Genomic DNA, 25,231 nt, shown 5'->3' with positions numbered 1-25,231 from the left:
CCCAGATGTACGCATATCGCAGGGCTTTGCCAAGCGGCGCAACGCAGGTTATGCAAGCGCGAATAAGCAAGGGAGTGCCGAGACATGAGCGATCTGCCGGGTGTGGTGGTTACAGGCGTATCAGGCCGTATGGGTCAGATGCTGGTGCGTGAGATTCTGGCGCATGACGGCATGCGGTTGGTCGGCGCTCTTGAACGGGCCGGACACGATTGGGTCGGGCGCGATCTGGGGCAATGTATGGGCGGCGTGGAGCTGGGTGTTGTGGTCGAAGACGACCCACTCGAAGTTTTTGCGCGCGCGCAGGCAGTGATTGATTTCACCGCACCGGCCGCAACGGTGGCCTTTTCCGAACTGGCGGCACAGGCTCGCGCGGTTCACGTGATTGGAACCACTGGGCTGTCGGACGATGACATTGCGGCCATCGACCGTGCAGCGCGCCATGCGGTGATTGTCCGGGCTGGCAATATGTCTCTGGGCGTTAATCTTCTGACGCAGGTCACGAAACAGGTTGCGGCCGCTTTGGACGAAGATTGGGATATCGAGATCATTGAGGCCCATCATCATCACAAGGTGGATGCCCCGTCCGGTACGGCTCTCATGCTAGGCGAAGCTGCTGCCGAAGGGCGCGGCGTTGCGCTTGATGATGTGTCTGACCGGGGCCGGGACGGGATCACTGGCGCGCGTAAACGTGGTGATATCGGCTTTCATGCAGTGCGCGGTGGCGACATTGTGGGTGAGCATGAGGTGCTGTTTGCCGCTGCTGGGGAGCGCATCGCCATCAAGCATATCGCCTCTGATCGGGCATTGTTTGCCCGCGGTGCATTGAAGGCCGCGCTGTGGGGCCAGGACAAAGGTCCCGGCGCCTATGACATGCTGGACGTTTTGGGCCTCAAGGCGACCTGAACATCACGACCAGCGGAAAGTTGCACAGCGCACAGTTCGGGCTGATCTTTGTTTGATCTAAATTTTTCCGCCCTACGTATCTTTTCACGACAAACATGCATGCCGTGGGGTGACGATGATGCGCGGAACAATTTCAGTTGCTGGGGTCCTGCTGGGGCTGGTTTTGGCCGGCCCCGCCGTTGCTGAATTTTCCAAGGTGTCGGATCGCGCGTCTTTTGTTCAACTGGTACAGGGCAAAACGTTGACTCGCCCTCTGGTCAAACTGCGGGTTGCCCCGGATGGCAGCATTAGCGGCAAAGGGGCACGCTGGGACGTGACGGGCAACTGGCGTTGGCAAAACGGTTACTTCTGCCGGGACTTGAATTGGGGCGGCGATGAACTTGGTTACAATTGTCAGGAAGTGCGGGCAAATGGTAATCGCATCCGGTTCACATCGGATCAGGGCAATGGCGACTCGGCTGATTTCAAGCTTAGATAAGTATACCCGAAACGCGCCTCAGAAATCGATCGCGATGCCCTTCTTTTCCCAATCACCATAGCGGACAGGCTCTGGCCCATCGCGCCCGCCCAGCTCTTTGGGGGCAGGGTTTGTTTCGGATTCAGCCTCCAGCTTTGCACGCCGTTCTGCCGCCTCGGCAAGGGCACGTTGCGCTGCTGGGGGCAATTCACGGTTCGGGTCTTGTGTATCGTTGTCCATCGCGGCTTTCCTAAGCTCTGTCCCGCTGATATACGCCGCTGCGCTGTTTGAGCAAGCTTTTGCCGCGTGCCCTCTGGGGCCATCAACTTCTGGAGCCTACATGTCCAATCGCTACAGCCCGGCCCGCAAGGCGGCCGTCGATCTATTGGGCTTGGTCTTGAACGATGCCAAACGTTTGGGCGAGGCGGCGTCCAAGCTGAACGAATTGGCCCCGGCTGACCGCGCCGCCGCACTACGACTTGCGGCTGATACCCTGCGGGGGCTTGAGCGTGCAGACAGATTGCTTAAGCCGCATTTGCGCAAAGCGCCCGCTGGACGGGTCATGAATATTCTGAGGCTGGGAGCGGTTGAACTGGCCACGGGCGGCGCGGCGCATGGTGTCGTTAATGACTGCGTAAATATTGCCGCGGCAGGCAAGCGAACCGCCGGGATGCGCGGGCTGATCAATGCGGTTCTGCGCAAATTGGCAGCAGAGGCCCCGGAAAAATGGCAGGTGCTGCGAGTTCCTCGGTTGCCCAAATGGCTGCGCGGTCCCTTGGTGGACGCTTGGGGCAGCGACGCAGTCACCGCTATGGAGGCGGCGCATTTTTCAGGCGCACCACTGGATATCTCCGCCAAACACGATCCCGCGGCAGTGGCTGAAGCGCTGGGCGGAACGCTCCTGCCAACCGGTACAATCCGCTTGATGGATGCGGGGCAGGTGACGGCTTTGCCGGGGTTTGAGGCAGGCGATTGGTGGGTGCAGGACGCCGCTGCGGCAATGCCCGCGCGTCTTTTGGGTGATGTCAGAGGCCAGAGCGTACTGGATCTTTGTGCAGCACCGGGTGGCAAGACACTTCAGTTGGCGGCGGCTGGCGCTGAGGTCACGGCGCTTGATTTGTCGGCGGCGCGTTTGGCCCGCGTCGAAGAAAACCTATCGCGCACCGGACTTCGGGCCAAACTGGTCGAAGGAGATGCGCTGGAGCACAGCGGCCAATACGATGCCGTTTTGTTGGACGCGCCCTGTTCGGCAACCGGCACAATCCGGCGGCATCCAGATTTGCCGCATATTCAGTTGGGTGAAAAAATCGGCGCCCTTATTGAACTGCAGGCCGCGATGCTGGCCCATGCCATAACTCTGGTCAAACCCGGTGGGCGGCTGGTTTTTGCCACGTGCTCGCTCTTGCCGGACGAGGGCGAATGCCACATCGAAGATATGCTTGCCGTGCATCCGGAGCTTGCGCTTTTGAAGCCGGAAAGTGCTGGAATTGAAGCGACTTGGCTGGCGCCGGACGGTGGGCTGCGTCTGCGTCCTGATTATTGGTCTGATAAGGGCGGGATGGACGGTTTCTACATGGCGGCTTTGCAAAAGGCCTGATTCACACAAGCCTAATGACTTGGCACGCCAGTCGCGCTATTGTGTGCGCAACAAAAGCGGGAAACACCGCATAGGGCAGAGCAGCCCACACAACAGTTTTGGGCAGGACAAGGTCAGTCATATGGATCGGGTGCAGCATTTGCGTGCGAAACAGGCGCGGTTGATGAACCGTTTCCATGCGCGTATCGCGGCGCGTGCCCGGGCTGCGACGGGGTTTGTTTCCCAGCCCGAACCAAGAACCATTGGCTATTTTGCGCGCGGACGACAATTGGTTGCCGGCAACTTGATGTTCTCGGGGCATCTGGTCGAAGCCAAGGACGCGATGATCTGGGATTTGCCGCATCCTTCGGCTGACTACGCCGAAGAAATCCATGGCTTTGCATGGCTCGATGATCTGGCCGCGGTCGGTGATACAAAGGCCCGCGAATTGGCGCAGGGCTGGTTATGGGGCTGGATCGACCGCTACGGGCGTGGTCAGGGTGTGGGCTGGACCCCCGAGTTGACCGGGCGCCGTGTCATTCGCTGGATTCACCATGCACTGTTTGTGCTGCGTGGCCGGACGCCGGAACAATCGGAACAGTTTTACAAGGCCTTGGCGGCGCAGACGCAATTCCTCGCGCGGCGCGGGCAAAAGGCGATGCCGGGGCTGCCCAAGTTTGAGGCGCTGACCGGCTTGCTTTATGCCTCATTGTCGATCCAGGGCATGGAGGGGCACACGGCCGCTGCGCAATCCGGTCTTGAGGCCGAATGCGCCCGTCAGATCGACAGCCAGGGCGGTATCCCGACCCGCAATCCAGAAGAGTTGCTGGAAGTCTTTACTTTGCTGACCTGGGCGCAGGCGGCGCTCGAAGAGGCGGGCAAGGAACCGGGTGCCGGTTTGGTTGATGCGATTGCACGCATCGCACCGACGCTGCGCACTTTGCGGCATGCGGATGGTGGTCTTGCCCGGTTCCATGGCGGCGGCCGGGGTTTGGATGGTCGTCTGGATCAGGCTCTGGCCGCGTCTCGCAGCAAGAAGCGGCAGGTCAAGGGGTTGGCGATGGGTTATGCCCGTCTGTCCGCAGGACGGACCTCTGTTCTGATCGACGCGGCCGCGCCGCCAAAGGGACGTGCTTCGATCCAATCTCACGCCTCGACGCTGGCATTCGAAGTGACATCGGGTCGTCGCCCGCTGATCGTGAATTGCGGGTCCGGCCAGACCTTTGGTTCCGAATGGCGTCGGGCCGGGCGGGCTACACCGTCTCATTCCGCGCTGTGTCTCGAAGGGTTTTCCAGCGCGCGCTTGACCACTTCGCGATGGGTTGGTCTGGCCGAGCACGAACTGCTCGAAGACGGCCCCAAAGAAGTTCCGGTCGAATTGCAGCACCTTGCCGATGGTTACCGCTTTGAGGGTGGGCATGATGGCTACGTGCGGGAACAAGGCCTGACACATGCACGCAGTCTGAAGCTCAGTCTCGATGGCCGTTCGCTTGAAGGTGAAGACTATCTGGTCGCGCTCGACAATACCGACAAGAAACGGTTCGACAAAGCCATGGATGGCGTGAGGCTGGCCGGCTTGCCGTTCCAGATTCATTTTCATCTGCACCCAGAAGTTGATGTTGCGCTCGACATGGGCGGTGCTGCCGTCTCGATGGCGCTGCGATCTGGCGAAATCTGGGTTCTGCGCTCGAGCGGTGCCGCGGAAATGACCATTGAGCCGTCCGTTTACCTCGAAAAAGGGCGACTCCAGCCACGCGCGACAAAACAGGTTGTTCTATCTGGGCGCGCGATGAAGTATGCGACGCGCGTCCGCTGGTCTTTGGCTAAGGCGCATGAAACGGCTGTTGCTGTTCGTGACCTGTCCCGGGATGAGGCGGATCTGATGATCTGAACCACCTCGGGAGCTCCGACATGCAAGACCTCGCCCCAATGCGCCGCGCGCTGATTTCCGTATCCGACAAGACTGGCCTGATCGACTTGGCCGCGGCATTGGTTGAACGGGGGGTCGAAATTCTGTCAACGGGTGGATCCGCCAAGGCCCTGCGCGACGCAGGCATCGATGTACGCGATGTGTCTGATGTTACAGGCTTTCCAGAGATGATGGACGGGCGGGTTAAGACCTTGCACCCCAAAGTGCACGGCGGTCTTCTGGCGCTGCGCGACAACGATGATCATGTTGCCGCTATGGAAGCGCATGACATCGGGGCAATCGATCTGCTGGTGGTGAACCTCTACCCATTCGAAGAAACCGTCGCCAAGGGCGCCGACTACGACACCTGCATCGAAAATATCGACATCGGTGGCCCGGCCATGATTCGGGCGGCTGCCAAAAACCATGCTTTCGTGAACGTTATCGTGGACATCGCGGATTACACGGCGCTGCTGCATGAATTGGATCAGAACGGCGGGCAGACCTCTTTTCAGTTCCGCCGCCGTCTCGCGCAGATCGCCTATGCCCGCACGGGTGCCTATGACGCAGCCGTAAGCACCTGGATGGCAGATGCCATGGAAGAACAGAACCCACGTCGACGCGCTTTTGCCGGGCATTTGGCCCAGCCCTTGCGCTATGGCGAGAACCCGCATCAGCGCGCCGCATTCTATGTCGACGGCTCCAACCGGCCGGGCGTGGCGACTGCCGAACAGCTGCAGGGCAAGGAACTGTCCTACAACAATATCAATGACACGGATGCCGCGTTTGAGCTGGTCAGCGAGTTCGATCCGGCTGACGGCCCGGCCTGCGCGATCATCAAGCACGCCAACCCTTGTGGCGTCGCGCGCGGTGCCAGCTTGCAAGACGCCTACCAAAAGGCATTCGACTGTGACCGCACCTCTGCTTTTGGCGGGATTGTGGCCTTGAACCAGCGTCTGGACAAAGCAACCGCAGAACAGATCGTCGAGATTTTCACCGAGGTGGTTATTGCGCCGGGTGCAGATGACGATGCGATTGCTGTTTTCGCCGCCAAAAAGAACCTGCGCCTGTTGACGACCACAGGTCTGGCAAACACGCGCGAAACCGGGCTGGCCTATCGTCAGGTGTCTGGCGGTATGCTGGTACAGGACCGCGACAGCGGCTTTATCGGGATGGATGACCTGAAAGTCGTTACCAAGAAGGCACCAACGGATGCGCAAATGCGCGATCTGCTGTTTGCATGGAAGGTGGCCAAGCACGTCAAGTCCAACGCGATTGTCTACGTCAATGGCGGCGCGACGGTTGGTGTCGGTGCTGGTCAGATGAGCCGTGTGGACAGCGCACTGATCGCCGCCAAGAAAGCAGAGCGCATGGCCGAAGCCATGGGTCTTGACGCGCCGTTGACCCAAGGGTCTGCAGTGGCCTCTGACGCCTTCTTCCCATTTGCGGACGGATTGATGGAAGCTGCAGGCGCGGGCGCGTCTTGCGTGATCCAGCCTGGCGGTTCGATGCGTGATGACGAAGTGATCGCCGCCGCTGACGAGGCTGGACTGGCCATGGTCTTTACAGGAATGCGCCACTTTCGGCATTGATCCGCCAATTGGCCGCTGTCCCTTACGTCAACCGCGTGAGGGGCAGTTGTGCAACGTGTGGGTGTAGTTTAGTTTTCAGATGGTCCGGGGCCGTGGTTGGCGCTTGTTAGTGGCACGTTTTGGTAGGCGGTTGACACAAATAGCTTCTTTTACTGTGATCGGTCGTTTTTTATGACCTAGAAAACGACAATGAGGCGAGCGGTGTCTGCAAGAAAATCCAAATCCAGCGGTGGCGCGATGCGAACGGTTTGGTTGTGGACGGCCGTCATCTTCGTTCTGGATCAGCTGTCCAAAATTTGGGTCGTGCACGTCATGGACCTGGCGACCAAACTGTCGATTGACGTGTGGCCACCTTTCCTTAATTTCCGGATGGCCTGGAACTATGGGATCAACTTCGGTCTGTTGGCTGGAGATGCACCAGCGACGCGTTGGATTTTGATATCGGTGGCGATCGGCATTGTGCTGTTTGTGCTGGTCTGGATGCGACGGGACCCTCCGGGCCGCGCGGGTCTGGTATTTGCCGGACTTCTGATAGGCGGGGCACTGGGCAATGTTGTTGACCGATTGCTTTATGGGGCTGTGGCCGATTTCCTGAACATGTCCTGCTGCGGTTTCGACAACCCGTTTGCATTCAATGTGGCCGATATCGCGATCTTCGTCGGGGCAATCGGCCTCGCGTTGTTTCCGGGTAGCAAAAACGCCTCGTGACGCCGCCATTTAGATGCGCTAAACCGGGTTCAACTAAACTTGGAGGGTTGCGATGCGTCGTGCGCATCTGGTGGCGGGCTTGGCCCTTGTAGGGCTGACAGCGTGTAGCGGAGAAGGCCGGGACATTACCCTGCATGATCTTCGCACGAACTCGGGCAAGCCCGAGGAATTCTCGATTGTTCCCAATAAACCCTTGGAACAACCGGAAAACTATCGCGAATTGCCACCACCCACACCGGGCGGGTCCAATCGCACGGATCAAACACCGTTGAAAGATGCCGTGGCGCTTCTGGGTGGGAACCCATCGCGACTGGATGCTGGCGATGGCGTGCCGCGCGGAGATGGTGCAATCATCAATCAGGCGAGCCGTTTTGGTCGTGATCCCGGCATTCGGCAGGAACTTGCCGCTGAAGATCTGGCATTCCGAAAGCGCAACTCGCTGTTTACTTGGTCCCTCGTGCCGCAGGATGACTACAAGCGCGCTTACCGCCGTCAGGCGCTCGACCCGTATGCATGGCTGGAGCGGTTCCGCCGCGCCGGAGCGCGCACACCGTCGGCCCCGCCTGAGTAATTCAGGGTATTCCTTGGGCGCAGGCCCAGAGGCTATTCTCACATAACCGTCACAGCGGCTTGAACTACGCCGGGTTAGGCGTACCTTCCTGTCACAGTCATTGATAGGGAGTGATCATGCGCAGACTTGCCCTTTGTTTCGTCTTTGGAGCCTTGGCGGCAATGCCCGCCCGCGCACAAGGCATCGATGATGCCGTCACCAGTTTCGAACTGGACAATGGGATGGAGGTCGTCGTGATTGAAGACCATCGTGCGCCCGCGGTTGTGCACATGGTCTGGTATCGCGCCGGTTCAGCTGACGAGCCGCGTGGCAGTTCCGGGGTCGCGCATTTCCTTGAACATCTTTTGTTTAAAGGCACCGAAAAGCTGGAGCCGGGCGAGTTTTCCAAGGTCGTTGCCGCCAATGGCGGAACGGACAATGCATTCACCAGCTTTGACTATACCGGATACTTCCAGCGGATTGCCGCAGATCGTCTTGGGTTGATGATGGAGATGGAGGCTGACCGCATGGTCAATCTTCAGCTGGGTGAAGAGGACATTCTGACAGAGCGTGAAGTCATCATCGAAGAACGCAATCAGCGAGTCGAAAACGATCCGGGCGGGTTGATGAATGAACAGCGTCGCGCGGCTCTCTATCTGAACCATCCTTACGGCACACCGATCATCGGTTGGCGCCACGAGATGGAAACGCTCGATCTGGAACAGGCACTGACGTTTTACGAACACCACTACGCGCCGAACAATGCGATTCTGATCGTGGCCGGCGATGTGACACCGCAAGAGGTGCGCAGCCTTGCCGAAACGCACTATGGCCCAATCCCGGCGAACCCAGATTTGCAAGCGCGCGAGCGCGTGAAAGAACCACGCCACATGGCTGAGCGGCGCATTGTGATGCGCGACCCGCGCGTTGCCCAACCTTATGTCATCCGCAACTATCTTGCCCCCGAACGGGATCCGGGCGCGCAGGAAAAGGCTGCGGCCTTGACGATGCTGGCGCAGGTACTGGGCGGTGGTCAGACGTCTGTTCTGGTTCAGAAACTGCAATTTGAGACGCAAAAGTCCGTCTATGCCAGCGCCTTCTATGATGGCACGTCGCTGGATGACACGACGTTTGGGCTGATCATTGTACCGGCGCAGGGCGTTTCTCTCGAAGAGGCAGAGGCGGCGCTGGATCAAGCCGTCGCCGAATTTCTGGACGAGGGCGTAGACGCGGACCAATTGGAACGGATCAAGTTCCAGCTAAGAGCCCAGCAGGTCTATGCCCGCGACAGCGCCAACCAATTGGCGCGCCGCTATGGTGAAGCGCTCACAACAGGTTTGCGGGTTGAAGACATTCAGGCTTGGCCAGATGTTCTGCAGGCCGTCACAGAAGACGATATTCTGGAAGCTGCGCGCTCTGTGCTCAATCGCAATGCATCGGTGACCGGCTATCTCATGGATGCCGAGGAGGTGACCCAATGATCCGTTTCATGCCCCGCCTTTTGCTGACGGCGACATTCGTATTCGGCGCCTTTGCAGCCAAGGCTGAAATTTCCATTCAGGAAGTGACCAGCCCCGGCGGTTTTGAGGCTTGGCTGGTGGAAGAACCTTCCATCCCGTTTGTCGCGCTGGAACTGCGGTTCCGGGGGGGCGGGTCACTGGATTTGCCGGGCAAGCGAGGAGCGACCAATTTGATGGTTGGCTTGCTTGAAGAGGGCGCCGGCGATCTGGATGCTCGCGGCTTTGCCGAGGCCAAGGAATCGATCGCTGCCCGCATCGGATATGACAGCGGGGATGACACGGTTTCGATCTCGGCGCAGTTTCTGACCGAAACGAGGGATGAAGCCGTCGCTTTGCTGCGCGAAACGCTGATAAATCCACGGTTTGACGAAGATGCGATTGAACGGGTGCGTGCACAGGTTCTGTCCGGCATCCGTTCGGACCTGCGCGATCCCAATGCAATTGCTGGCACGGCCTTTGACGCGCTGGTTTTTCAGGATCACCCCTACGGTACGGCACGAGAGGGCACCATTGAAACGGTTAGCGCTCTGACCCGCGACGACATGGTGGCGGCGCACAAGGGTGCGCTGGCCAAAGACAGGGTCTACATCGCAGCCACGGGCGACATTTCGGCAGACGAACTGGGCACCTTGCTGGATGATCTGTTGTCTGACTTGCCGGATACCGGATTGCCGTTTCCAGAGCCTGTCGATGTCGTGACAGAGGCGGGCGTGACAGTGGTGCCGTTCGAAACGCCGCAGTCTGTGGCGTATTTTGGACATGCGGGTCTGGCCCGTGACGATCCTGATTTCTTTGCGGCCTATGTAATGAACGTTGTTTTGGGCGGCGGCGGTTTTGAGGCGCGTCTGATGACTGAGGTCCGTGAAAAGCGCGGCCTGACCTATGGGATCTATTCCTATCTCGTCCCCAAGGATCACGCGGCACTGTTCATCGGCAGTGTGGCATCAGCCAATGATCGTATTGCCGAAGCCATTTCGGTCGTTCAGGAGGAATGGGCGAAAATGGCACGTGATGGTGTGACCCAGGATGAGCTATCGCGCGCAAAGACCTATCTGACCGGCGCTTATCCGCTGCGTTTCGACGGCAATCAGCCGATTGCACGCATTCTGGTTGGGATGCAGATGGACGATCTGGGCACCGACTATGTGACGACACGAAACGCCAAAGTGGAAGCGGTCACACAGGAAGACATTGCACGTGTTGCTGCCAGATTGCTTCAGCCTGACGCCCTGCGCTTTGTTGTGGTGGGTCAGCCGGTAGGTTTGGGCGAAGAGGCGCCCAGCCAGTAACCGCAGTCCTTTCGACATTAAAAAAGGGCGCGGAAACGCGCCCTTTTTTCGTTTCACTGTGTCTGCTGCAATCAGTTGAGCAGGCCTGCATGGCGCAATCCAGCGTCCAGCTTGTCGCGGGTGGATTGGCTGACCGGCAAAAGCGGCGGCCGCACGTCTTCTTCGCACAGACCCAGTTTGGACATGGCATATTTCGCACCGCAAAGGCCCGGCTCGGTGAAGATGGCCTGATGCAAGGGCATCAAACGATCCTGCAGTTGCAATGCTGTCGCATAGTCGCCAGCAAGGCAGGCTTCCTGCATTTGCGAGCAAAGCTTGGGTGCAACGTTGGCCGTGACCGAAATCATGCCAACACCGCCCTGTGCGTTGAAGCCATGCGCAGTCGCATCCTCGCCGGACACCTGAATGAAGTCCGTCCCACATGTGATCCGCTGCTGGCAGACGCGGGCCAGATCACCGGTCGCGTCCTTGACGCCGATGATGCGGTCCAGCTCGGCCAGTTTGCCCATGGTTTCGGGCGTCATGTCCACGACGGAACGGCCCGGGATGTTATAGATCACGATGGGCAGGTCGCAGCATTCGTTTAGCATTGTGAAATGCGCAATCAGCCCGTCCTGAGTCGGCTTGTTGTAGTAGGGCGTAACAACCAGCGCCGCCGTGGCGCCGACTTTGTGCGCATGCTGCATAAAGCGCATCGACTCGGCTGTGTTGTTCGATCCGGCCCCGGCTACAACAGGCACGCGTCCCGCGGCAGCTTCGACCACACATTCGATTACGGCTTCATGTTCAGCATGGGTCAAGGTGGGGCTTTCGCCGGTGGTTCCGACCGGAACCAAACCGTGAGAGCCTTCGGCGATATGCCACTCGACCAAACGTTTGAGCGTGTCAAAATCCACTGCGCCGTCCTTGAACGGCGTGACCAGGGCTGGCATTGATCCCTTAAGCATGACACGCTCCTTTGTGTTTGTTCCGTTTTACGTTTCAGGAGGATTTCCGCTTGCCTGCGGGAATGTGATTTGAAGCAGCCCGCGACGGTATTATCCTCAAGGGGCGTCTATTCCTTTTAACGTGAGAAATTGCAAGATATGTCGCGCCTGAGCCTGTCTGTTTTTGCCTTCTCGCTGATTTTCGGCGGCACCTTGGCTTGGTCACAGCCCAAGGAACCGGCCCCTTTGCGCCCTCAGGCGCGTCCTGACACCGTGGCGCAGGCGCAGGCCGCACCGCCCGAACCGCAACCCGCCGCCGTGGCTGAAACCGTGGAAGTCGACCCGAATGCGCCGGGTCAGGCTCTGGCGCGGGCCATGGCATCCATGCGTGCAGGCGATTGGGCCGCAGCACGCTCGGCGGCCCGTGCAGATGGCCAGATCGCAGTGGATATCATTCTTTGGCACGCGCTTCGCGCAGGCCGGGGCGATGCCACCGAAGTTCTGGACTTTCTTGATCGCAACCCCGATTGGCCGGGTTTGCCGTATCTCAAGGAAAAATCCGAAAAGACGGTCGGCGATCTGGAGCCAGAAAAGCTTTTGGCGTTCTTTGACGACACGCGTCCAAAGACCGGGGCCGGGGCACTTGCGCTGGCCCGTGCTCACCTGAAGCAGGGCGATGAAGGCGCCGCCGAGGCAGAAGTGGTTCTGGCATGGCGCACGCTTGCGCTCGACGCGGAAGAGCGCGCTGCTTTTCTGGAGGGCTGGGCCACAGTTCTGAAGCCTCATCACGAGGCCCGTTTGGATATGGCGCTCTGGCGCGGCTGGACAGTCAACGCCGGTGCAATGCTCCCGCTGGTCAGCGACGATTGGCGCCGCCTTGCCGAAGCGCGCATGGGGCTGCGCAATCAAGCGGCCGGGATCGATACCCTGATCGAAGCTGTCCCTCAGACACTGGCAGATCATCCGGGGCTGGCATTTGAACGTTTCCTATGGCGCGCCCGCAAAGGCAGGGTTCAGGGCGCTGTCGATCTATTGCTTGAACGCTCCGCGCGTTTTGAAACCTTGGGCGAGCCATGGGCATGGGCGCGGCAACGCCGTGACCTGGCCCGAGACAAGATGCGTGACGGTGATGTGCTTGAGGCCTACCAGATCGCGTCAGCCCACTTTCTTGTGGATGGCCGCGACTTTGCCGATCTCGAATGGCTTTCCGGGTATCTCGCACTGCGGTTTCTGGATCGTCCTGATCTGGCAATCCAGCATTTTGAGCGGTTCAAAGGCGCCGTGTTTACACCCATTTCACTGGGCCGTGCCGGATATTGGCTGGGCCGGGCGCATGAAGCCTTGGACCAAAAAGATCTGGCTGCGGAACACTACAAGATGGGCGCGCAATATCAGACGTCTTTCTATGGGCTGCTTGCGGCGGAACGTGGCGGTTTCCCAGTCGATACATCTCTGTCCGGTCAGGAGACCTTTGAAGACTGGCGCACTGCAGAATTCACCAAGACCAGTGTTTATCATGCAGCGCTCTTGCTGCTGGCAGCCAACGAACCTGTCTTGGGCGAGCGGTTCATCACGCATCTGGCCGAAACGCAGGACCGCACCGGAATGGGCCAGTTGGGCACAATGCTGCGCGATATGAACCGCCCCCATATTCAGGTCATGCTCGGCAAACGCGCAGCACAGTTCGGGATTGAACTGGCGGAACCCTACTATGCGTTGCACCCGATTATCCTGAAAGGCAGCTACCCGGTCGACAAGGCTCTGGTTCATGCCATCGCCAGACGTGAAAGCGAATTTGATCCCGGGGTTCAGTCCGGCGTTGGGGCGCGGGGCTTTATGCAGTTGATGCCGGGGACGGCCAAGGATGTTTCAGGTTGGCTTGGGATGGAATACAGCCGGACACGCCTGATGACGGATCCGGCGTATAACGCTGTGCTTGGGTCCGAATATCTGGCCAATCTGGCCGAACGCTTTGACGGAAATGTCGTTATGATGTCGGCAGGCTACAATGCGGGGCCCGGCAGGCCTTTGCAGTGGATGGAACGTTTTGGCGATCCGCGGCGGGGGCAGGTGGATGTGGTGGACTTTATCGAGTTCATCCCCTTTGACGAAACCCGCAACTACGTGATGCGGGTTGCAGAAAGCCTACCGGTCTATCGGGCAAGGCTTGGCCGTGATCCGCATCCGATCCCGTTCAGCAAGGAACTGGCAGGCGCGACGTTGAAACGGCTGCGGTAGTGGTCGCGGATTGCGGCTCTAGCCCACCTTGCGGGCACGCCACAGGGTGAACAGGCCAGCCGCTACGATCAGACCCGCCCCCAAAGCGACATTCAGCCGGACGGTTTCGCCAAACAGCATGACGCCCATGGCGCTGGCGAACACCAGTTGCAAATAGGCAAATGGCTGAACGGCGCTGGCCTCGGCCACTTCATAGCAGCGGATCAACAAATAGTGGCCGAGCGCGCCGGTTATGCACAAGGTCGCCATCCAGCCCCAATCCGGCGGTGTCATGGGTTCCCAGAACCACAGACCGACCGCGGTGGCCAGAACGGCGCCTGCAACGCCGGTGTAGAAGAACGATGTGGTCGCGCTGTCGACCCGCCCGACGTAGCGCGTCAGCAACCCATAGAGCGCAAACATCAGCGCCGAGACGAGCGGGATGACAGCATAGGGTGAAAACACGCCGCCGGACGGTTGCAGAATGATCAGCACACCAACAAAGCCAACGCCGATGGCCGCCCAGCGTCTCCAGCCGACACGCTCCCCCAGAATTGGCCCCGAAAGTGCCGCGATCAGCAGCGGATAGCACGCGAAGACCGCGTGGCTTTCGACAAGACCCAGATACACAAAGGCCAGAACCATCACGTTGATTTCAGCGGCCAGCAGCAGTCCGCGAAAAATTTGCATTCCGGGCAGTTCCGTCTGCATGGCCGCGCGCAATCCCCCCGGTTTTCGCCCTGCAATTGTCACGACAAATGCAGCGAAGAACCAGTAGCGGACCATCACCACCATCATGACGTTGTATTCACCGGCCAGATGGCGCGACAGACCGTCCTGCACCGCAAAGACAAAGGTCGTTGCCACCATCAGCCAAATGCCCAAGGGCGTGTTCAGTTGCTTTTGATGACCCGTGTTCATGTGTCGGCCTTACGCGCTGTGGTCATGTGGCGCTTGCGGCCAAAGCCCTTTATTCTTTCGACGTCGAACCCTGCATCGGTCAAGGCGCGGCGTACATGCCCGGCAGCGGTATAGGTGGCCGCTGTGCCTGTCGGGGCTGTGTGATCGTAGACCGCCTTCATCAGGTCGTCCCCCCAGAGCTCGGGGTTCTTGGCGGGTGAAAACCCGTCCAGAAACCAAGCGTCCGCTTGTCCAGTCCACGCAGGCAGGGTGTCCCGAGCATCTCCGACCACGAGTGTGAATCGCAAATCGGGCAGTGAAATTTCCCGTGCGCCCACACGCCAGAAACCGGCAAGCTCTTGACCGATGCCAGACAGTTCTTCGAATGCGGATTGCGCGGTGATCATGTCTTCTGGAGGCAAAGGGAAGGCTTCGAAGCTAGTGAAATGCAAAACGCCGGATTGATGGCTCGCCCGCCACGCGCTCAGTGCCGCCAAGAGATTGAGCCCGGTTCCAAACCCGAGTTCCGCGATGTGAAAATCCGGCTTAAAGCGGTTCGGCAGATCGTTTCCCGACAAAAAGACATGCTGCGTTTCAGCGTGGCCGTTTTCTAGCGAGTAGTAGGGATCGTCAAAGCGCTGCGAGACCGGAACCTGCCCATTCCATTCAAGCCCTTTCGCTGGCTGGTGTGTCTCTGGGCTGCTCTGGTCACTCATGCGGTTTGCCTCTACCTAACACAGTGTTGATGGCGATGAGGCGATCCAATGGCAAGTGTCGATGTGACTATACGGGGTGCAGGGGTTTTCGGTCTGTCCGTCGCCTGGGCTTGTGTGCAGCGTGGAGCGCGTGTGCGGGTCGTCGATCCGTATGGTCCCGGTGCCGGGTCATCTGGCGGGATCGTTGGTGCGCTGGCGCCGCATGTGCCTGAAAACTGGAACAGCAAGAAGGCGTTTCAACTGGACAGCCTTTTGATGGCTGAAGGCTTTTGGGCTGCAGTGAAACAGGCATCCGGCATGGATCCCGGTTATGGCCGGACCGGGCGGCTGCAACCTGTTCAGGATGCGGCGGGTCTGGAATTGGCCCGATCCCGCAGCTCTGGCGCTGCGCAACTTTGGAAAGGTCAGGCAATCTGGGAAGTGGTTCAGGTGTCCGACGCGCCGGGCTTTGAACCGGTTAGCCCGTCGGGCTTTTTGATCCGCGATACCCTCAGCGCACGTATGCATCCTCGGCGCGCTTGTGCAGCCTTGGCCGCGGCCTTGCAGGCGCAGGGTGCGCAGATAACCGATACGGCAGAAGATTCAGGAGCGGTGGTCTGGGCCACGGGCTGGCAGGGGCTGCGGGACATGACCGAGGCACTGGGCGGTCGCAAGGTCGGCGATGGCGTAAAAGGGCAGGCGGTGTTGCTTGCCTATGATGCTGGTCCGGATGCACCGCAGCTCTTTGTCGATGGATTGCACATTGTGCCGCACAAGGACGGTACGGTTGCCATCGGGTCCACATCAGAGCGTGAATTTGCAGATCCGATTGCGACCGACGAACAGTGTCAGACCTTGGTAGATCGCGCGCGGGCCGGGTGCCCGGCTTTGCAGGATGCTAAGGTTATCGAACGCTGGGCGGGGGTTCGGCCGCGGGCTCGCAGCCGCGCGCCTGTTCTGGGGCATTGGCCGGGGCGCGCCGGGCACTTTGTCGCCAACGGCGGCTTCAAGATCGGTTTTGGTATGGCCCCAAAGATTGCCGAGGTGATGGCTTCGCTGGTGCTGGATGGGCGCGATGATATCCCCGAAGCATTTGTTCTCGAAAATCAGCTGTAACGAAAAACGCCGCCCGGAAAAGGCGGCGCCAGTTGACGAAAAATCCGACCGATGCGGAGCGTGTCGGCGGCAGCCCCGCTGGTCCTGGTCAGTCGAATTTGCGAGACGGGGCGAGAACCTTGGCTTCACCCATCAGAACCTTCTTGCCATCGACCGAGCAGTGGCAATCCAGCGTGACACGGCGCTTGGCATGATCGATGTCCACGACCTTGACCTCGGCATAGACCATGTCGCCGGGGCGCACGGGGGCAAGGAACTTCAGCGTCTGGCCCATGTAGACCGTGCCATGCCCCGGAAGCTGTTCGCCAATCACAGCCGAAATCAATCCGGCGGTCAGCATGCCATGTGCGATGCGGCCCTCGAAAATGGTGTCCTGAGCGTATTCGTCGTCCATGTGCACCGGATTGCGGTCGGTCGAAACCTGCGCGAACATTTCAATGTCTTCATCGGTGACCTGCTTCATCAGGTAGCGAGACATCCCCATTTCGATGTCTTCGATGCAGATCGTTCCACGCGGCAGGTTGTCCAACATCTCGCCCTCCAGGGTCGGTCATTGAGTAATAAAAGCGCAGCCAGAAAGCCTGACTTGGAATATTATTACTTTGCAGATGCAGCAAAATCAAGGGGAAATTGATCAGCCCAGCGTCCCGATGGAAAAGGTCGGGTTGATCATTTCCTTTTGAATGTAATCAGTTAGCGCGTCAGGATCCGGAGCTTGCGTTGTTTTCGTTTCAACCCGAGCAAGTCCCCCAGTGATGAAAAGGGAATCAATATCTTCGCCCATGGCGCCGCGAATGTCGGTGATTGGCCCATCTCCAATCGCGAGGATAGCGCTGTCAGCAACGTCTTTGCGATGCTCGGCCAGACGGCGCCGCGCCAGATCGTAGATCGGTGGATGCGGTTTGCCGAAATACAGGCTTTCTCCGCCCATCTCGGTATAAAGCTTTGCCAAGGCGCCAGCGCACCATTCCCGTTGCTCGCCGCGGTCCACAACGATGTCAGGGTTGGCACACAGCAGCTTGAGCCCTTTTTGCTTGGCAAACAGAAATTCGGGGCGGTTTACATCCGGGTCGGCGTGCGGATCAAAGGGGCCGCAGCAGACGATGCCCTCGGCCTCTTCCAGTGGAACCTGTGTGATCGGTTCGGGGTCATTCAGCAGCTTGATGGGTTCAAAGAAGGGCAGGTCGTGCTTTTGGCCCATGAACCAGACCTTGTTGCCGACCGCACCGCCAAACATTGCGACGCGTGCGCTGTCACCGGATGTGGCGATATCGTCATACGCTTCTTCGGGCACTTTGAACCGTACCAGCTGTTTGGCGACTTCATGGCGGGACCGGGGGGCATTGGTGACAAGGATCACACAGCCGCCGCGGGCCCGGTATGCTGAAAGCGCCTCAACCGCCGAAGGGATTGCCGTCACCCCATTGTGCACGCATCCCCAAAGATCGACGAACAATGCGCCGTAGCGGTCAGAAATGTCAGAAAGTGCCGAGATGATTTGTGTCATGGGTCATGCCTGTCTTGCGCTTTTGCCCGGACACTAGAGCATCGGCCAAACAATCAAAAGGTGGCCGAGGCCAATGGCGTTGAGCAAATGTCCAAAAGGTTGTTTGCGGGTTTTGTGTCGCAGGGATTGCTGGGCCAGTTTGGCGCCGATCCAGCCACCAGCGGCGGCCCAGAGCAGCAAGACGCGTTCAGGGATGCGCCACCCATTGTGTCGCGCGCGCCGCTTGTCGAACCAGAACAGCCCAAAGGTGCAAAGGCTGGCGAAACCCAGCCAAGCAAGCGCAATGGGCCAGATCATATCCATGGCTCAAACCCAAGCCTCAGCTAAAGGGCGCAACAAAAAAGGGCGGCGCGATGCGCCACCCTTCGATTTCTTGTCTGCTTTTAAAACAGCCATTCAGTCCCATCAGACCTTGAGGTTCGGAATGATCTGCTTTTTGCGGCTCATCACACCGGGCAGAACAACGCTGTCGCCCGAAACCTCAGCGCCAAAGCTCTTGGCTGCAACGGATTTCACCAGATCGTTCGGAACCAGCAGTGTGGCTTCTTCGCGCAGAATATCCACGACAAACAAAAGCACCTGATCAACGCCGTCTTCCTTGGCCACATCAACCATCGAGGCCATCAGGCTGTCCTTTCGGCCCAGCGGCATCTCAGGGGCGGTGGTTTCCAGAACCGAAACGCGGAACTTGGTGCCATCCACTTCGTATTCCTTGGAGTCCATGCGGATCAGTTCGGCATCCGAGAAGGCCGAGACGTCGGATTTGGCCGCGAACATCTGTGCAGCATATTCGCTGATATCAACGCCCAGATCTTCGGCCAGCGCGTGCGCGACGGCTTTGTCTTCCTGCGTGGTGGTCGGGCTGCGGAATTCCAGTGTGTCGGACAGAATGCAGGTCAGCATTGCACCCTTCACGGCCTTTGGAGCCTGCGCCAGATCCTTGCCAATCATCTTCCACATGATCGTGGCCGTGCAGGCCAGCGGCTCGATGCGGATATCGATCGGGCCTTTGGTTTCCAGACCGCCGACCAGTTTGTGGTGATCAATGATGCCACGGATGTCAGCGCCGTTGATGTTGGCAGGCAGTTCCGCGGGGTTGTTGGTGTCGACGATGACAACCGGTGCGTCGTCTTCGACGTCCGTGATGATCTCAGGCTTTTCCAGCCCCCAATGCTGCAGCATGAAGGCCGCTTCGGTGTTGGGCTCACCCAGCAGCACAGGTTTGGCCGCTTCGCCTTTGATTTCGGAAAGATACCAGGCCCAGATGATCGGGCTGCCGGTGCTGTCGGTGTCTGGGCTCTTGTGGCCGAAAACCTGAATGGTCATGTCTGTCCTCGTGCTGAAATAGGCGGTTTGCGCGCCTTCTAGCGCTGCATCGCCGCAAAGCCAAGCCGTGCCGCCTGCGACATGCGCCCGCGCGGCGCTCGGGCTGGCAGAAAGCCGCCTTGCTTCTTCTTTTTGAAAATACGCAAGCGACGGCAGCGCGGCCGTGCCTTGTTTGGCCGCTTTAGCGCGGCATTGGTGTCTGGGCCTTGTTGTAATCGGTCCAGTCAGTGATTTCCGGGTAATACATATCCCGCCATTTACGCACACGCGGGTTCATGATGCGCCGCCAGAGCGGGGGCACCATCGCGGCCATGGTCATCACCGGATAGCCATAGGGCAATTGCGGCGCATCTGCTTCGGTGTAGTTTTGCAACAGCGGAAAGCGCCGGTCCGGTTTGTAATGGTGGTCAGAATGGCGCTGCAGATTGATCAGCAACCAGTTGGACGCCTTGTGCGCTGCATTCCACGAATGGCGGGGCATGACGTGTTCGTATTTGCCGTCGCCTAGATGTTTGCGTGACAGGCCATAGTGCTCGACGTAGTTCACCAGCTCGAGCTGCCAGATTGCGACGCCGGCCTGAATGGCGAAAAAAACCAGCCCGGACCAACCCGCGATGGCAAACGCCAGCAAGAGCAGGACACCCTGCAGAAACCAATAGGTCCAGAACGGATTTGAGCTGTCCCACCATGGCAGGCCCTTGCGCTGCAGCATCGCTTTTTCAGCCTCAAAGCTGGATGTCAGGCTTTCGCGCAGGACACGGGGGTAGAACCGGTGAAATCCTTCGTTGTAACGCGCAGATACCGGATCGCGCGGTGTGCCCACATAGCGATGGTGCACCAAAAGATGTTCTGATCGGAAATGTGAATAGAGCACCATGGCCAGCAGCAGATCACCCAAGCTGCGTTCCAGCTTGTTTTTCTGGTGCATCAATTCGTGGCTGTAGTTGATGCCGATGGTCCCGGTCATGACGCCGGTTCCAAAGAAGACGCCGAACTTCTCCCAGCCGTTCAGATGTCCGGCCTGCGCCACATACCAGATTAGCCCAAAGAGCGAGACAAACTGAAGCGGAACCCATGCGATGGTGATCGCCTTGTACCAAAACAAATCATCTTCAGAGGTTTCCAGGTCCGCATTGTCCAGATTCAGGCCCAACGCGGCGTCGAGCGCCGAAAACAGGTACCATGTTGCCAAGATCGGCAGCAGCACCCACAGCCCACCTTGCACGGCACCGATCCAGACCAGCGGGATCAGGACAAGGGACATCCAGAACGGCAGCGCCTGTTTCAAAGGCGCGAGCTTTTCGGCTGAGATGATGTTTGCGTTGGCCATCTGACTGCTCCGGCTTTTTGCGGTTTATACCCTAGCAAAGCGTCTATCCCAAGTCAGGAGCTGCCACTTTGCGCAAGGTCAAACGCCTTTCTCATCACTGTTGGCAGGTCCGAGGGGCGAAAATCGGGCAGCGCGATGAAATCTCCGCGTTCCGGTGCGCGGTCCATGGGGACAAGTGCGGTTTTGACAGTCAGGCGCAGATGGAAATGCGTGAAGGTATGGCGCGCTTCGGCTTGAACCGTTTTCCACTCTGCCGATATTGGCTCCGCTTCAGTTGGCGGCGTCTCGGTCCACTCGGTTCCGGGCCATCCCAACATGCCGCCAAGAAGTCCTTTGTCTGGCCTGCGTTCCAAGAGCCATGCGCCATCAACGCGGCGGGCCAAATAGGCCGTGCCGACACGGGTTGGTTTGCGTTTCTTGGGTTCTTTGCGGGGCAGGTCTGTAGTGGTTCCGTTCGCAAAGGCACGGCAAGCAGGCCGCCACGGGCATAGCCCACAAGCGGGGTTCTTTGGGGTGCAGATGGTTGCCCCGAGATCCATCACCGCCTGCGCATAGCAGCCCGGTCTTTCATCGGGGGTCAGGGATGCGGCGTATTCTGTCAGGACAGGTTTGCTTTTGGGCAGCGGTTGATGTTCGTCAAACAAGCGGGCCATCACGCGTTCAACATTGCCGTCGACGACGACTTCGGGATGGTCAAAGGCAATGGCTGACACCGCGGCGGCTGTGTAGCGCCCGACACCGGGCAGGGTGAGCAGGCTTGCATGGTCGTCCGGAAAATGGCCGCCGTAGTCTTCAGTAACCGCACGCGCGCATTTGAGCAGGTTGCGGGCGCGGGCGTAGTAACCCAACCCGGCCCATGCTGCCATGACGTCCTCGTCCTTGGCGGCTGCCAGATCACCGACGCTTGGCCAGCGCCGGGTGAATGCCTCAAAGTAGCTTTTGACGGCGGCAACCGTAGTTTGCTGCAACATGATTTCCGACATCCAGACACGATAAGGGTCAGGCCAGACGCCTTTTTGCCGATCAGACGGTGCGACCCGCCACGGCAATGTGCGGGCATGTCGGTCATACCATTCCAGCAAGTCGGCAGCTTTTGGCTGGGTCACGTCTGACATTTCCTTGATCTGGGCGTGATGCGTGCGAATCCGGGCTGACGCGGCGCGTCGCTGCCACTAGAATAGACCGATCGAGAGAGATTCAAGTGATGACCAAGCACCGCAAGACGTCGACTTACGGATTTGCCCGCACCGCGAAACTGGTGCAGGGCCAAATTCGCAATGCGTCGGAAAGCCGAGGGTTTTCTCAATCGCGGGTGCTGACTCATTGGGATGAGATCGCCGGTCCCGAGATTGCTGCGATTTCGCGCCCGGTCGAGGTCAGCTATGGACGCGGCGGCATGGGCGCTACCCTGACAGTGCTGACCACAGGCGCGAATGCGCCGCTTCTGGAAATGCGCAAGGACGTGTTGCGGGAACGGATCAACGGCATTTACGGCTACAACGCGATTGCGCGCTTGCGGATCACCCAGACCGCGGCCACCGGTTTTTCCGAGGGCCGGGTCGACTTCCAGCACCGCAAACCGAAAGCCGGGCCGCGCGAGCCCGCGCCCGAAGTCCGGCAGCAGGCCAAAGTGACCGCGCGGCGCGTTTCAGACGAAGGTTTGCGCACGGCGCTTGAACGTCTTGGTGCAAACGTCATATCCAAAGAACAAAACAGGCGCTGACGCGCAGGCACGAAACAAAAGGAAGTATCCATGAAAGCGATTGTTCCCGCGGGCGTTCTGGCGCTCGTTCTGGCCGGCGGCGGCTACTGGTACATGACCCAGCAGAATGCAGCACCCGAACCTGAACCTGTTGCGCAATCCGAAGATGCAGCGCCTGCCGATGACGCCGCTTCCGACTTTGCCGGCGTTGTCGAAATGGTTCAGGGGAACCCGGACGCGACCGTTGAAGTGATCGAATACGCCTCTTTCACCTGCCCACACTGTGCGAGCTTTCACAGCACAGCCTACAAACAGTTGCGCAGTGATTACATCGACACCGGCAAAATCAAATTCGTCTACCGTGAAGTCTACTTTGACAAATACGGCATGTGGGGATCGTTGATTGCACGCTGCGCAGGCCCTGAGAAGTTCTTTGGCATTGTTGATTTGATCTACAAAGGCCAGAACGAATGGGCCCGCGCTGGCTCGGATGCCGCAATCGCGGATGAGCTGCGCAAGATCGGCCGTCTGGCCGGCATGAGCACGGAGCAGATGGATGCCTGCCTGGCTGACGGTGCCAAACTGGAGCAGCTTGTTGGCTGGTACCAGCAAAACGCAGAACGCGACGATATCAACTCGACCCCATCGTTCGTAATCAATGGTCAGAAGTATTCGAACATGAATTTCTCTGATTTCTCTGCCATTCTGGATGAGCAATTGGGCGGATGACCGCGGCGCCGCGCGGGCCACTTGAGGGGCTGAAAGTCATAGAATTGGCACGCATTCTGGCCGGCCCCTGGGCCGGTCAAACGCTTGCGGATCTGGGCGCTGATGTTCTCAAGATCGAGGCCGAAAGCGGCGATGACACTCGGCAATGGGGCCCGCCCTTTATCGAACGGGACGACGATAAGACCGCCTCCTATTTTCATTCGTGCAACCGTGGCAAGCGGTCAGAAGTCGTGAACATCGCGACCGCCGAAGGACAGGCGCGCATGCGCGCGTTGGTGGCGGACGCCGACATTCTGATCGAGAATTTCAAGGTCGGCGGCCTTGCCAAATACGGGCTCGACTATGCGTCGCTTTCCGAGCTCAATCCCGGATTGATCTATTGCTCGATCACCGGGTTCGGGCAGGACGGCCCCTATGCCCATCGGGCAGGGTATGACTACATCATCCAAGGTATGTCCGGCTTCATGTCGATCACCGGTGATCCGGACGGCCAACCACAGCGCGCAGGCGTTGCGGTGACCGATCTGTTCACGGGGCTTTATTCCGTCAGCGGCATTCTTGCGGCTTTGCACCAAAGGGGCCGCACAGGACGCGGACAGCACATTGACATGAGCCTGCTGGATTGTGCGGTTTCGGCCATGGCCAACCAGACGCTGAACTATCTTTCGACGGGCACGCCGCCGGGGCGAACCGGAAACTATCACCCCAATCTGACGCCTTATCAGGTCTTTGATTGCAGCGATGGGCATATCATTATCGCAACTGGCAATGATGCTCAGTACCAGCGGCTTTGTGCCCTTCTGGGACTGGATGATATGGCGCAGGACGCAGCCTTTCTGACCAATTCTGACCGGGTTCAGAACCGCGAAGAGATGATCGACCGGCTGATGCAGGCCACGCGCCTGCGGACCAAGGCTGATTTGCTGGCGGCCTGCGAAGGTGCGGGCGTTCCGGCCGGGCCGATCAACGATATGGCCGATGTGTTTGCCGATCCGCAGGTGGTTGCGCGCGGCTTGCAGATTGCGCCCCAAGGGGTGCCGGGCGTGCGCGCACCGTTCCGGTTCTCAGATGCTGAACTGGTTCTGGACAGGCCCGCGCCCAAGCTGGGCGAAGGCTGATCCGCGATGGGGCCCGTGCATAGTTAGTAGGGCATTGGGTGCGCTTTGTGCACCGCGTCCAGCGCTTCCATCAACTCGGGGCTCAGTTCCACATCCGCACCGTCCAGAATATGGGCCAGCTGTTCGGTGGTGGTCGCGCCGAAGATCGAAGACGCCACGAACGGACGTCGCGCTGACCAGGCCAGAGCCATGTGGACCGGATCCATATCAAAATCACTGGCAACCTTCAGGTAGGCGGCGACGGCGGGCAGGGCGCGGTCGCTCATACGTCCACCCAGCCCGGGACTGACATCCTGTCGTGATCCGCTTGGGACAGCGCCGCCTTGATATTTACCAGTCAACAAACCGGCAGCCAGCGGGGAAAACGGCAAGAGTCCAACCTCTTCGTGGATCATGAGTTCTGCCAGATCGGTGTCTGCCAGCCGGCACATCAGCGAATATTCGTTCTGGATGCTTTGAACGCGCGGCCCGCCCGTACGTTCGGCGGCGGCCAGCCACTGAGCGGTGCCCCATGCGCTTTCGTTGGATAGTCCGAAATGCCGAATGGTGCCTCTTTTGACTTCGGTTTGAAGCGCGTCGAGACATTCCTCGATGTTTTCGATCACCGCGGCCCTGTCAAAGCCCGATCCGCTTGGATCGTAACTCCAGTTCTTGCGGAACATGTAACTGCCGCGATTGGGCCAGTGGAACTGGTAGAGATCGATGGTGTCGGTTTGCAGTCTTTTTAGGGACTGTTCGATCGTGCCGGGAATGGTTGCGGCGCTGATTGGTGCACCGTCGCGGACGTGCTGCATACCTTCACCAGAGTGCTTGGTCGCCAGAATCCAGTCGTTTCTGCGACCGGTCTTGGCAAACCAGTTCCCCAGAACCCGTTCGCTGTCGCCAACGGTTTCAGCTGAAATCGGGTTTACCGGATACATTTCGGCAGTGTCGATAAAATTGATGCCGCCATCCAGAGCCATATCCATCTGGGTATGTGCGTCCGCTTCAGAGGTTTGGGTCCCGTAGGTCATGGTTCCGAGGCAGAGTTCCGATACCATCAACCCGGTGGTGCCCAGTTTGCGTTGTCTCATGTGTCTGCCCTTTGCTTGCGTATCTTGGGGCGACAATAGCGTCGCGGTGCGTGATGCCAAGAGGCGTTGGGCAAAACATGGCTTGAGA

The 25,231-nt window shown here is 59.1% G+C and carries 25 protein-coding genes; 14 read left to right on the top strand and 11 right to left on the bottom strand.

Annotated elements, in window-relative coordinates; genetic code table 11:
- Positions 1 to 84 precede the first annotated feature (84 nt).
- Together dapB and PFY00_RS17050 are read left to right on the top strand one after the other, a co-directional pair.
- Entirely contained in the window at positions 85 to 903 is an 819-nt protein-coding gene (dapB, locus tag PFY00_RS17055) for a 4-hydroxy-tetrahydrodipicolinate reductase (RefSeq protein ID WP_271433799.1), read from the top strand.
- 115 nt (positions 904 to 1,018) lie between these two features.
- Positions 1,019 to 1,381, top strand: a complete 363-nt coding sequence (locus PFY00_RS17050) for a dihydrodipicolinate reductase (RefSeq protein WP_271433798.1) — start codon at positions 1,019 to 1,021, stop codon at positions 1,379 to 1,381.
- Positions 1,382 to 1,399: 18 nt separating this feature from the next.
- On the opposite strand, the gene PFY00_RS17045 is transcribed toward PFY00_RS17050, so the two are convergent.
- On the bottom strand, positions 1,400 to 1,600 hold the full coding sequence (locus PFY00_RS17045; RefSeq protein ID WP_271433797.1) for a DUF1674 domain-containing protein: 201 nt from the start codon (positions 1,598 to 1,600) through the stop codon (positions 1,400 to 1,402).
- Between the two features lie 100 nt (positions 1,601 to 1,700).
- Here PFY00_RS17045 and PFY00_RS17040 point away from each other — a divergent pair, with 100 nt between their 5' ends.
- From PFY00_RS17040 to PFY00_RS17010, 7 genes are all read left to right on the top strand, one after another.
- Positions 1,701 to 2,957 carry an RsmB/NOP family class I SAM-dependent RNA methyltransferase gene (locus tag PFY00_RS17040; protein WP_271433796.1) on the top strand — a complete coding sequence of 419 codons (1,257 nt, stop codon included), beginning with the start codon at positions 1,701 to 1,703 and terminating at the stop codon, positions 2,955 to 2,957.
- Between the two features lie 121 nt (positions 2,958 to 3,078).
- Entirely contained in the window at positions 3,079 to 4,827 is a 1,749-nt protein-coding gene (locus PFY00_RS17035; protein WP_271433883.1) for a heparinase II/III family protein, read from the top strand.
- Between the two features lie 20 nt (positions 4,828 to 4,847).
- Entirely contained in the window at positions 4,848 to 6,437 is a 1,590-nt protein-coding gene (gene purH, locus PFY00_RS17030; RefSeq protein WP_271433795.1) for a bifunctional phosphoribosylaminoimidazolecarboxamide formyltransferase/IMP cyclohydrolase, read from the top strand.
- A 237-nt stretch (positions 6,438 to 6,674) separates the two neighbouring features.
- The gene (lspA, locus tag PFY00_RS17025) at positions 6,675 to 7,145 is read left to right on the top strand and encodes a signal peptidase II (protein ID WP_271433882.1); all 471 of its coding nucleotides are present in this window, start codon (positions 6,675 to 6,677) and stop codon (positions 7,143 to 7,145) included.
- Between the two features lie 52 nt (positions 7,146 to 7,197).
- On the top strand, positions 7,198 to 7,716 hold the full coding sequence (locus tag PFY00_RS17020; RefSeq protein WP_271433794.1) for a DUF3035 domain-containing protein: 519 nt from the start codon (positions 7,198 to 7,200) through the stop codon (positions 7,714 to 7,716).
- Between the two features lie 116 nt (positions 7,717 to 7,832).
- Positions 7,833 to 9,176, top strand: coding sequence for a M16 family metallopeptidase (locus PFY00_RS17015; RefSeq protein ID WP_408648476.1), 1,344 nt, complete (start codon positions 7,833 to 7,835; stop codon positions 9,174 to 9,176).
- A complete protein-coding gene (locus PFY00_RS17010) occupies positions 9,173 to 10,504 on the top strand; it encodes a M16 family metallopeptidase (protein ID WP_271433793.1) in 1,332 nt (443 codons plus the stop codon). Before PFY00_RS17015 ends, PFY00_RS17010 begins: the two co-directional genes overlap by 4 nt.
- Positions 10,505 to 10,575: 71 nt before the next feature.
- On the opposite strand, the gene dapA is transcribed toward PFY00_RS17010, so the two are convergent.
- The gene (gene dapA / locus PFY00_RS17005) at positions 10,576 to 11,451 is read right to left on the bottom strand and encodes a 4-hydroxy-tetrahydrodipicolinate synthase (RefSeq protein WP_271433792.1); all 876 of its coding nucleotides are present in this window, start codon (positions 11,449 to 11,451) and stop codon (positions 10,576 to 10,578) included.
- Positions 11,452 to 11,589: 138 nt separating this feature from the next.
- Between dapA and PFY00_RS17000 the strand changes: the two genes are divergently transcribed.
- A complete protein-coding gene (locus PFY00_RS17000; protein ID WP_271433791.1) occupies positions 11,590 to 13,668 on the top strand; it encodes a lytic transglycosylase domain-containing protein in 2,079 nt (692 codons plus the stop codon).
- A gap of 18 nt (positions 13,669 to 13,686) precedes the next feature.
- Here the strand turns inward: PFY00_RS17000 and PFY00_RS16995 are convergent, their stop codons facing one another.
- Both PFY00_RS16995 and mnmD read right to left on the bottom strand, forming a co-directional pair.
- On the bottom strand, positions 13,687 to 14,568 hold the full coding sequence (locus PFY00_RS16995; RefSeq protein WP_271433790.1) for a DMT family transporter: 882 nt from the start codon (positions 14,566 to 14,568) through the stop codon (positions 13,687 to 13,689).
- Complete coding sequence (mnmD, locus tag PFY00_RS16990) at positions 14,565 to 15,263, bottom strand: tRNA (5-methylaminomethyl-2-thiouridine)(34)-methyltransferase MnmD (RefSeq protein ID WP_271433789.1); 699 nt, start codon at positions 15,261 to 15,263, stop codon at positions 14,565 to 14,567. Before mnmD ends, PFY00_RS16995 begins: the two co-directional genes overlap by 4 nt.
- Positions 15,264 to 15,311: 48 nt before the next feature.
- Between mnmD and PFY00_RS16985 the strand changes: the two genes are divergently transcribed.
- Entirely contained in the window at positions 15,312 to 16,358 is a 1,047-nt protein-coding gene (locus PFY00_RS16985; RefSeq protein ID WP_271433788.1) for an NAD(P)/FAD-dependent oxidoreductase, read from the top strand.
- Positions 16,359 to 16,446: 88 nt separating this feature from the next.
- On the opposite strand, the gene PFY00_RS16980 is transcribed toward PFY00_RS16985, so the two are convergent.
- The 6 genes from PFY00_RS16980 to mutY form a co-directional block, all read right to left on the bottom strand.
- Positions 16,447 to 16,890 carry a MaoC family dehydratase gene (locus tag PFY00_RS16980; RefSeq protein ID WP_271433787.1) on the bottom strand — a complete coding sequence of 148 codons (444 nt, stop codon included), beginning with the start codon at positions 16,888 to 16,890 and terminating at the stop codon, positions 16,447 to 16,449.
- A 102-nt stretch (positions 16,891 to 16,992) separates the two neighbouring features.
- Positions 16,993 to 17,865: a TIGR01459 family HAD-type hydrolase gene (locus PFY00_RS16975; RefSeq protein WP_271433786.1), complete on the bottom strand. Its 873-nt coding sequence runs from the start codon at positions 17,863 to 17,865 to the stop codon at positions 16,993 to 16,995.
- 33 nt (positions 17,866 to 17,898) lie between these two features.
- A complete protein-coding gene (locus PFY00_RS16970) occupies positions 17,899 to 18,168 on the bottom strand; it encodes a DUF1294 domain-containing protein (RefSeq protein WP_271433785.1) in 270 nt (89 codons plus the stop codon).
- 102 nt (positions 18,169 to 18,270) lie between these two features.
- Positions 18,271 to 19,191 (bottom strand): manganese-dependent inorganic pyrophosphatase, encoded by a 921-nt coding sequence (locus PFY00_RS16965; protein WP_271433784.1) that lies wholly within the window; start codon positions 19,189 to 19,191, stop codon positions 18,271 to 18,273.
- Positions 19,192 to 19,372: 181 nt separating this feature from the next.
- Complete coding sequence (locus tag PFY00_RS16960; RefSeq protein ID WP_271433783.1) at positions 19,373 to 20,521, bottom strand: alkane 1-monooxygenase; 1,149 nt, start codon at positions 20,519 to 20,521, stop codon at positions 19,373 to 19,375.
- Between the two features lie 53 nt (positions 20,522 to 20,574).
- Positions 20,575 to 21,636 (bottom strand): A/G-specific adenine glycosylase, encoded by a 1,062-nt coding sequence (gene mutY, locus PFY00_RS16955; RefSeq protein WP_271433782.1) that lies wholly within the window; start codon positions 21,634 to 21,636, stop codon positions 20,575 to 20,577.
- 89 nt (positions 21,637 to 21,725) lie between these two features.
- Between mutY and PFY00_RS16950 the strand changes: the two genes are divergently transcribed.
- The 3 genes from PFY00_RS16950 to PFY00_RS16940 are packed head-to-tail and all read left to right on the top strand — an operon-like array spanning position 21,726 to position 24,070.
- The gene (locus tag PFY00_RS16950; RefSeq protein WP_271433781.1) at positions 21,726 to 22,244 is read left to right on the top strand and encodes a DUF721 domain-containing protein; all 519 of its coding nucleotides are present in this window, start codon (positions 21,726 to 21,728) and stop codon (positions 22,242 to 22,244) included.
- Between the two features lie 30 nt (positions 22,245 to 22,274).
- Positions 22,275 to 22,952: a DsbA family protein gene (locus tag PFY00_RS16945; protein WP_271433780.1), complete on the top strand. Its 678-nt coding sequence runs from the start codon at positions 22,275 to 22,277 to the stop codon at positions 22,950 to 22,952.
- Positions 22,949 to 24,070 (top strand): CaiB/BaiF CoA transferase family protein, encoded by a 1,122-nt coding sequence (locus PFY00_RS16940; protein WP_271433779.1) that lies wholly within the window; start codon positions 22,949 to 22,951, stop codon positions 24,068 to 24,070. Before PFY00_RS16945 ends, PFY00_RS16940 begins: the two co-directional genes overlap by 4 nt.
- Before the next feature lie 23 nt (positions 24,071 to 24,093).
- Here PFY00_RS16940 and PFY00_RS16935 read toward each other — a convergent pair whose 3' ends face one another.
- A complete protein-coding gene (locus PFY00_RS16935; RefSeq protein ID WP_271433778.1) occupies positions 24,094 to 25,143 on the bottom strand; it encodes an aldo/keto reductase in 1,050 nt (349 codons plus the stop codon).
- Between the last annotated feature and the right edge of the window lie 88 nt (positions 25,144 to 25,231).

The sequence above is a fragment of the Thalassococcus lentus genome (assembly GCF_028023555.1).
GTDB classification, from domain to species: Bacteria; Pseudomonadota; Alphaproteobacteria; order Rhodobacterales; family Rhodobacteraceae; genus Thalassococcus_A; species Thalassococcus_A lentus.
This window is presented reverse-complemented; position numbering and strand designations above follow the sequence as displayed.

Bases quoted from the DNA above. Each gene is read 5' to 3' on its own strand.
- dapB (WP_271433799.1), top strand. From the start codon at position 85: ATGAGCGATCTGCCGGGTGTGGTGGTTACAGGCGTATCAGGCCGTATG.
- PFY00_RS17050 (WP_271433798.1), top strand. From the start codon at position 1,019: ATGATGCGCGGAACAATTTCAGTTGCTGGGGTCCTGCTGGGGCTGGTT.
- PFY00_RS17045 (WP_271433797.1), bottom strand. From the start codon at position 1,600: ATGGACAACGATACACAAGACCCGAACCGTGAATTGCCCCCAGCAGCG.
- PFY00_RS17040 (WP_271433796.1), top strand. From the start codon at position 1,701: ATGTCCAATCGCTACAGCCCGGCCCGCAAGGCGGCCGTCGATCTATTG.
- PFY00_RS17035 (WP_271433883.1), top strand. From the start codon at position 3,079: ATGGATCGGGTGCAGCATTTGCGTGCGAAACAGGCGCGGTTGATGAAC.
- purH (WP_271433795.1), top strand. From the start codon at position 4,848: ATGCAAGACCTCGCCCCAATGCGCCGCGCGCTGATTTCCGTATCCGAC.
- lspA (WP_271433882.1), top strand. From the start codon at position 6,675: ATGCGAACGGTTTGGTTGTGGACGGCCGTCATCTTCGTTCTGGATCAG.
- PFY00_RS17020 (WP_271433794.1), top strand. From the start codon at position 7,198: ATGCGTCGTGCGCATCTGGTGGCGGGCTTGGCCCTTGTAGGGCTGACA.
- PFY00_RS17015 (WP_408648476.1), top strand. From the start codon at position 7,833: ATGCGCAGACTTGCCCTTTGTTTCGTCTTTGGAGCCTTGGCGGCAATG.
- PFY00_RS17010 (WP_271433793.1), top strand. From the start codon at position 9,173: ATGATCCGTTTCATGCCCCGCCTTTTGCTGACGGCGACATTCGTATTC.
- dapA (WP_271433792.1), bottom strand. From the start codon at position 11,451: ATGCTTAAGGGATCAATGCCAGCCCTGGTCACGCCGTTCAAGGACGGC.
- PFY00_RS17000 (WP_271433791.1), top strand. From the start codon at position 11,590: ATGTCGCGCCTGAGCCTGTCTGTTTTTGCCTTCTCGCTGATTTTCGGC.
- PFY00_RS16995 (WP_271433790.1), bottom strand. From the start codon at position 14,568: ATGAACACGGGTCATCAAAAGCAACTGAACACGCCCTTGGGCATTTGG.
- mnmD (WP_271433789.1), bottom strand. From the start codon at position 15,263: ATGAGTGACCAGAGCAGCCCAGAGACACACCAGCCAGCGAAAGGGCTT.
- PFY00_RS16985 (WP_271433788.1), top strand. From the start codon at position 15,312: ATGGCAAGTGTCGATGTGACTATACGGGGTGCAGGGGTTTTCGGTCTG.
- PFY00_RS16980 (WP_271433787.1), bottom strand. From the start codon at position 16,890: ATGTTGGACAACCTGCCGCGTGGAACGATCTGCATCGAAGACATCGAA.
- PFY00_RS16975 (WP_271433786.1), bottom strand. From the start codon at position 17,865: ATGACACAAATCATCTCGGCACTTTCTGACATTTCTGACCGCTACGGC.
- PFY00_RS16970 (WP_271433785.1), bottom strand. From the start codon at position 18,168: ATGGATATGATCTGGCCCATTGCGCTTGCTTGGCTGGGTTTCGCCAGC.
- PFY00_RS16965 (WP_271433784.1), bottom strand. From the start codon at position 19,191: ATGACCATTCAGGTTTTCGGCCACAAGAGCCCAGACACCGACAGCACC.
- PFY00_RS16960 (WP_271433783.1), bottom strand. From the start codon at position 20,521: ATGGCCAACGCAAACATCATCTCAGCCGAAAAGCTCGCGCCTTTGAAA.
- mutY (WP_271433782.1), bottom strand. From the start codon at position 21,636: ATGTCAGACGTGACCCAGCCAAAAGCTGCCGACTTGCTGGAATGGTAT.
- PFY00_RS16950 (WP_271433781.1), top strand. From the start codon at position 21,726: ATGACCAAGCACCGCAAGACGTCGACTTACGGATTTGCCCGCACCGCG.
- PFY00_RS16945 (WP_271433780.1), top strand. From the start codon at position 22,275: ATGAAAGCGATTGTTCCCGCGGGCGTTCTGGCGCTCGTTCTGGCCGGC.
- PFY00_RS16940 (WP_271433779.1), top strand. From the start codon at position 22,949: ATGACCGCGGCGCCGCGCGGGCCACTTGAGGGGCTGAAAGTCATAGAA.
- PFY00_RS16935 (WP_271433778.1), bottom strand. From the start codon at position 25,143: ATGAGACAACGCAAACTGGGCACCACCGGGTTGATGGTATCGGAACTC.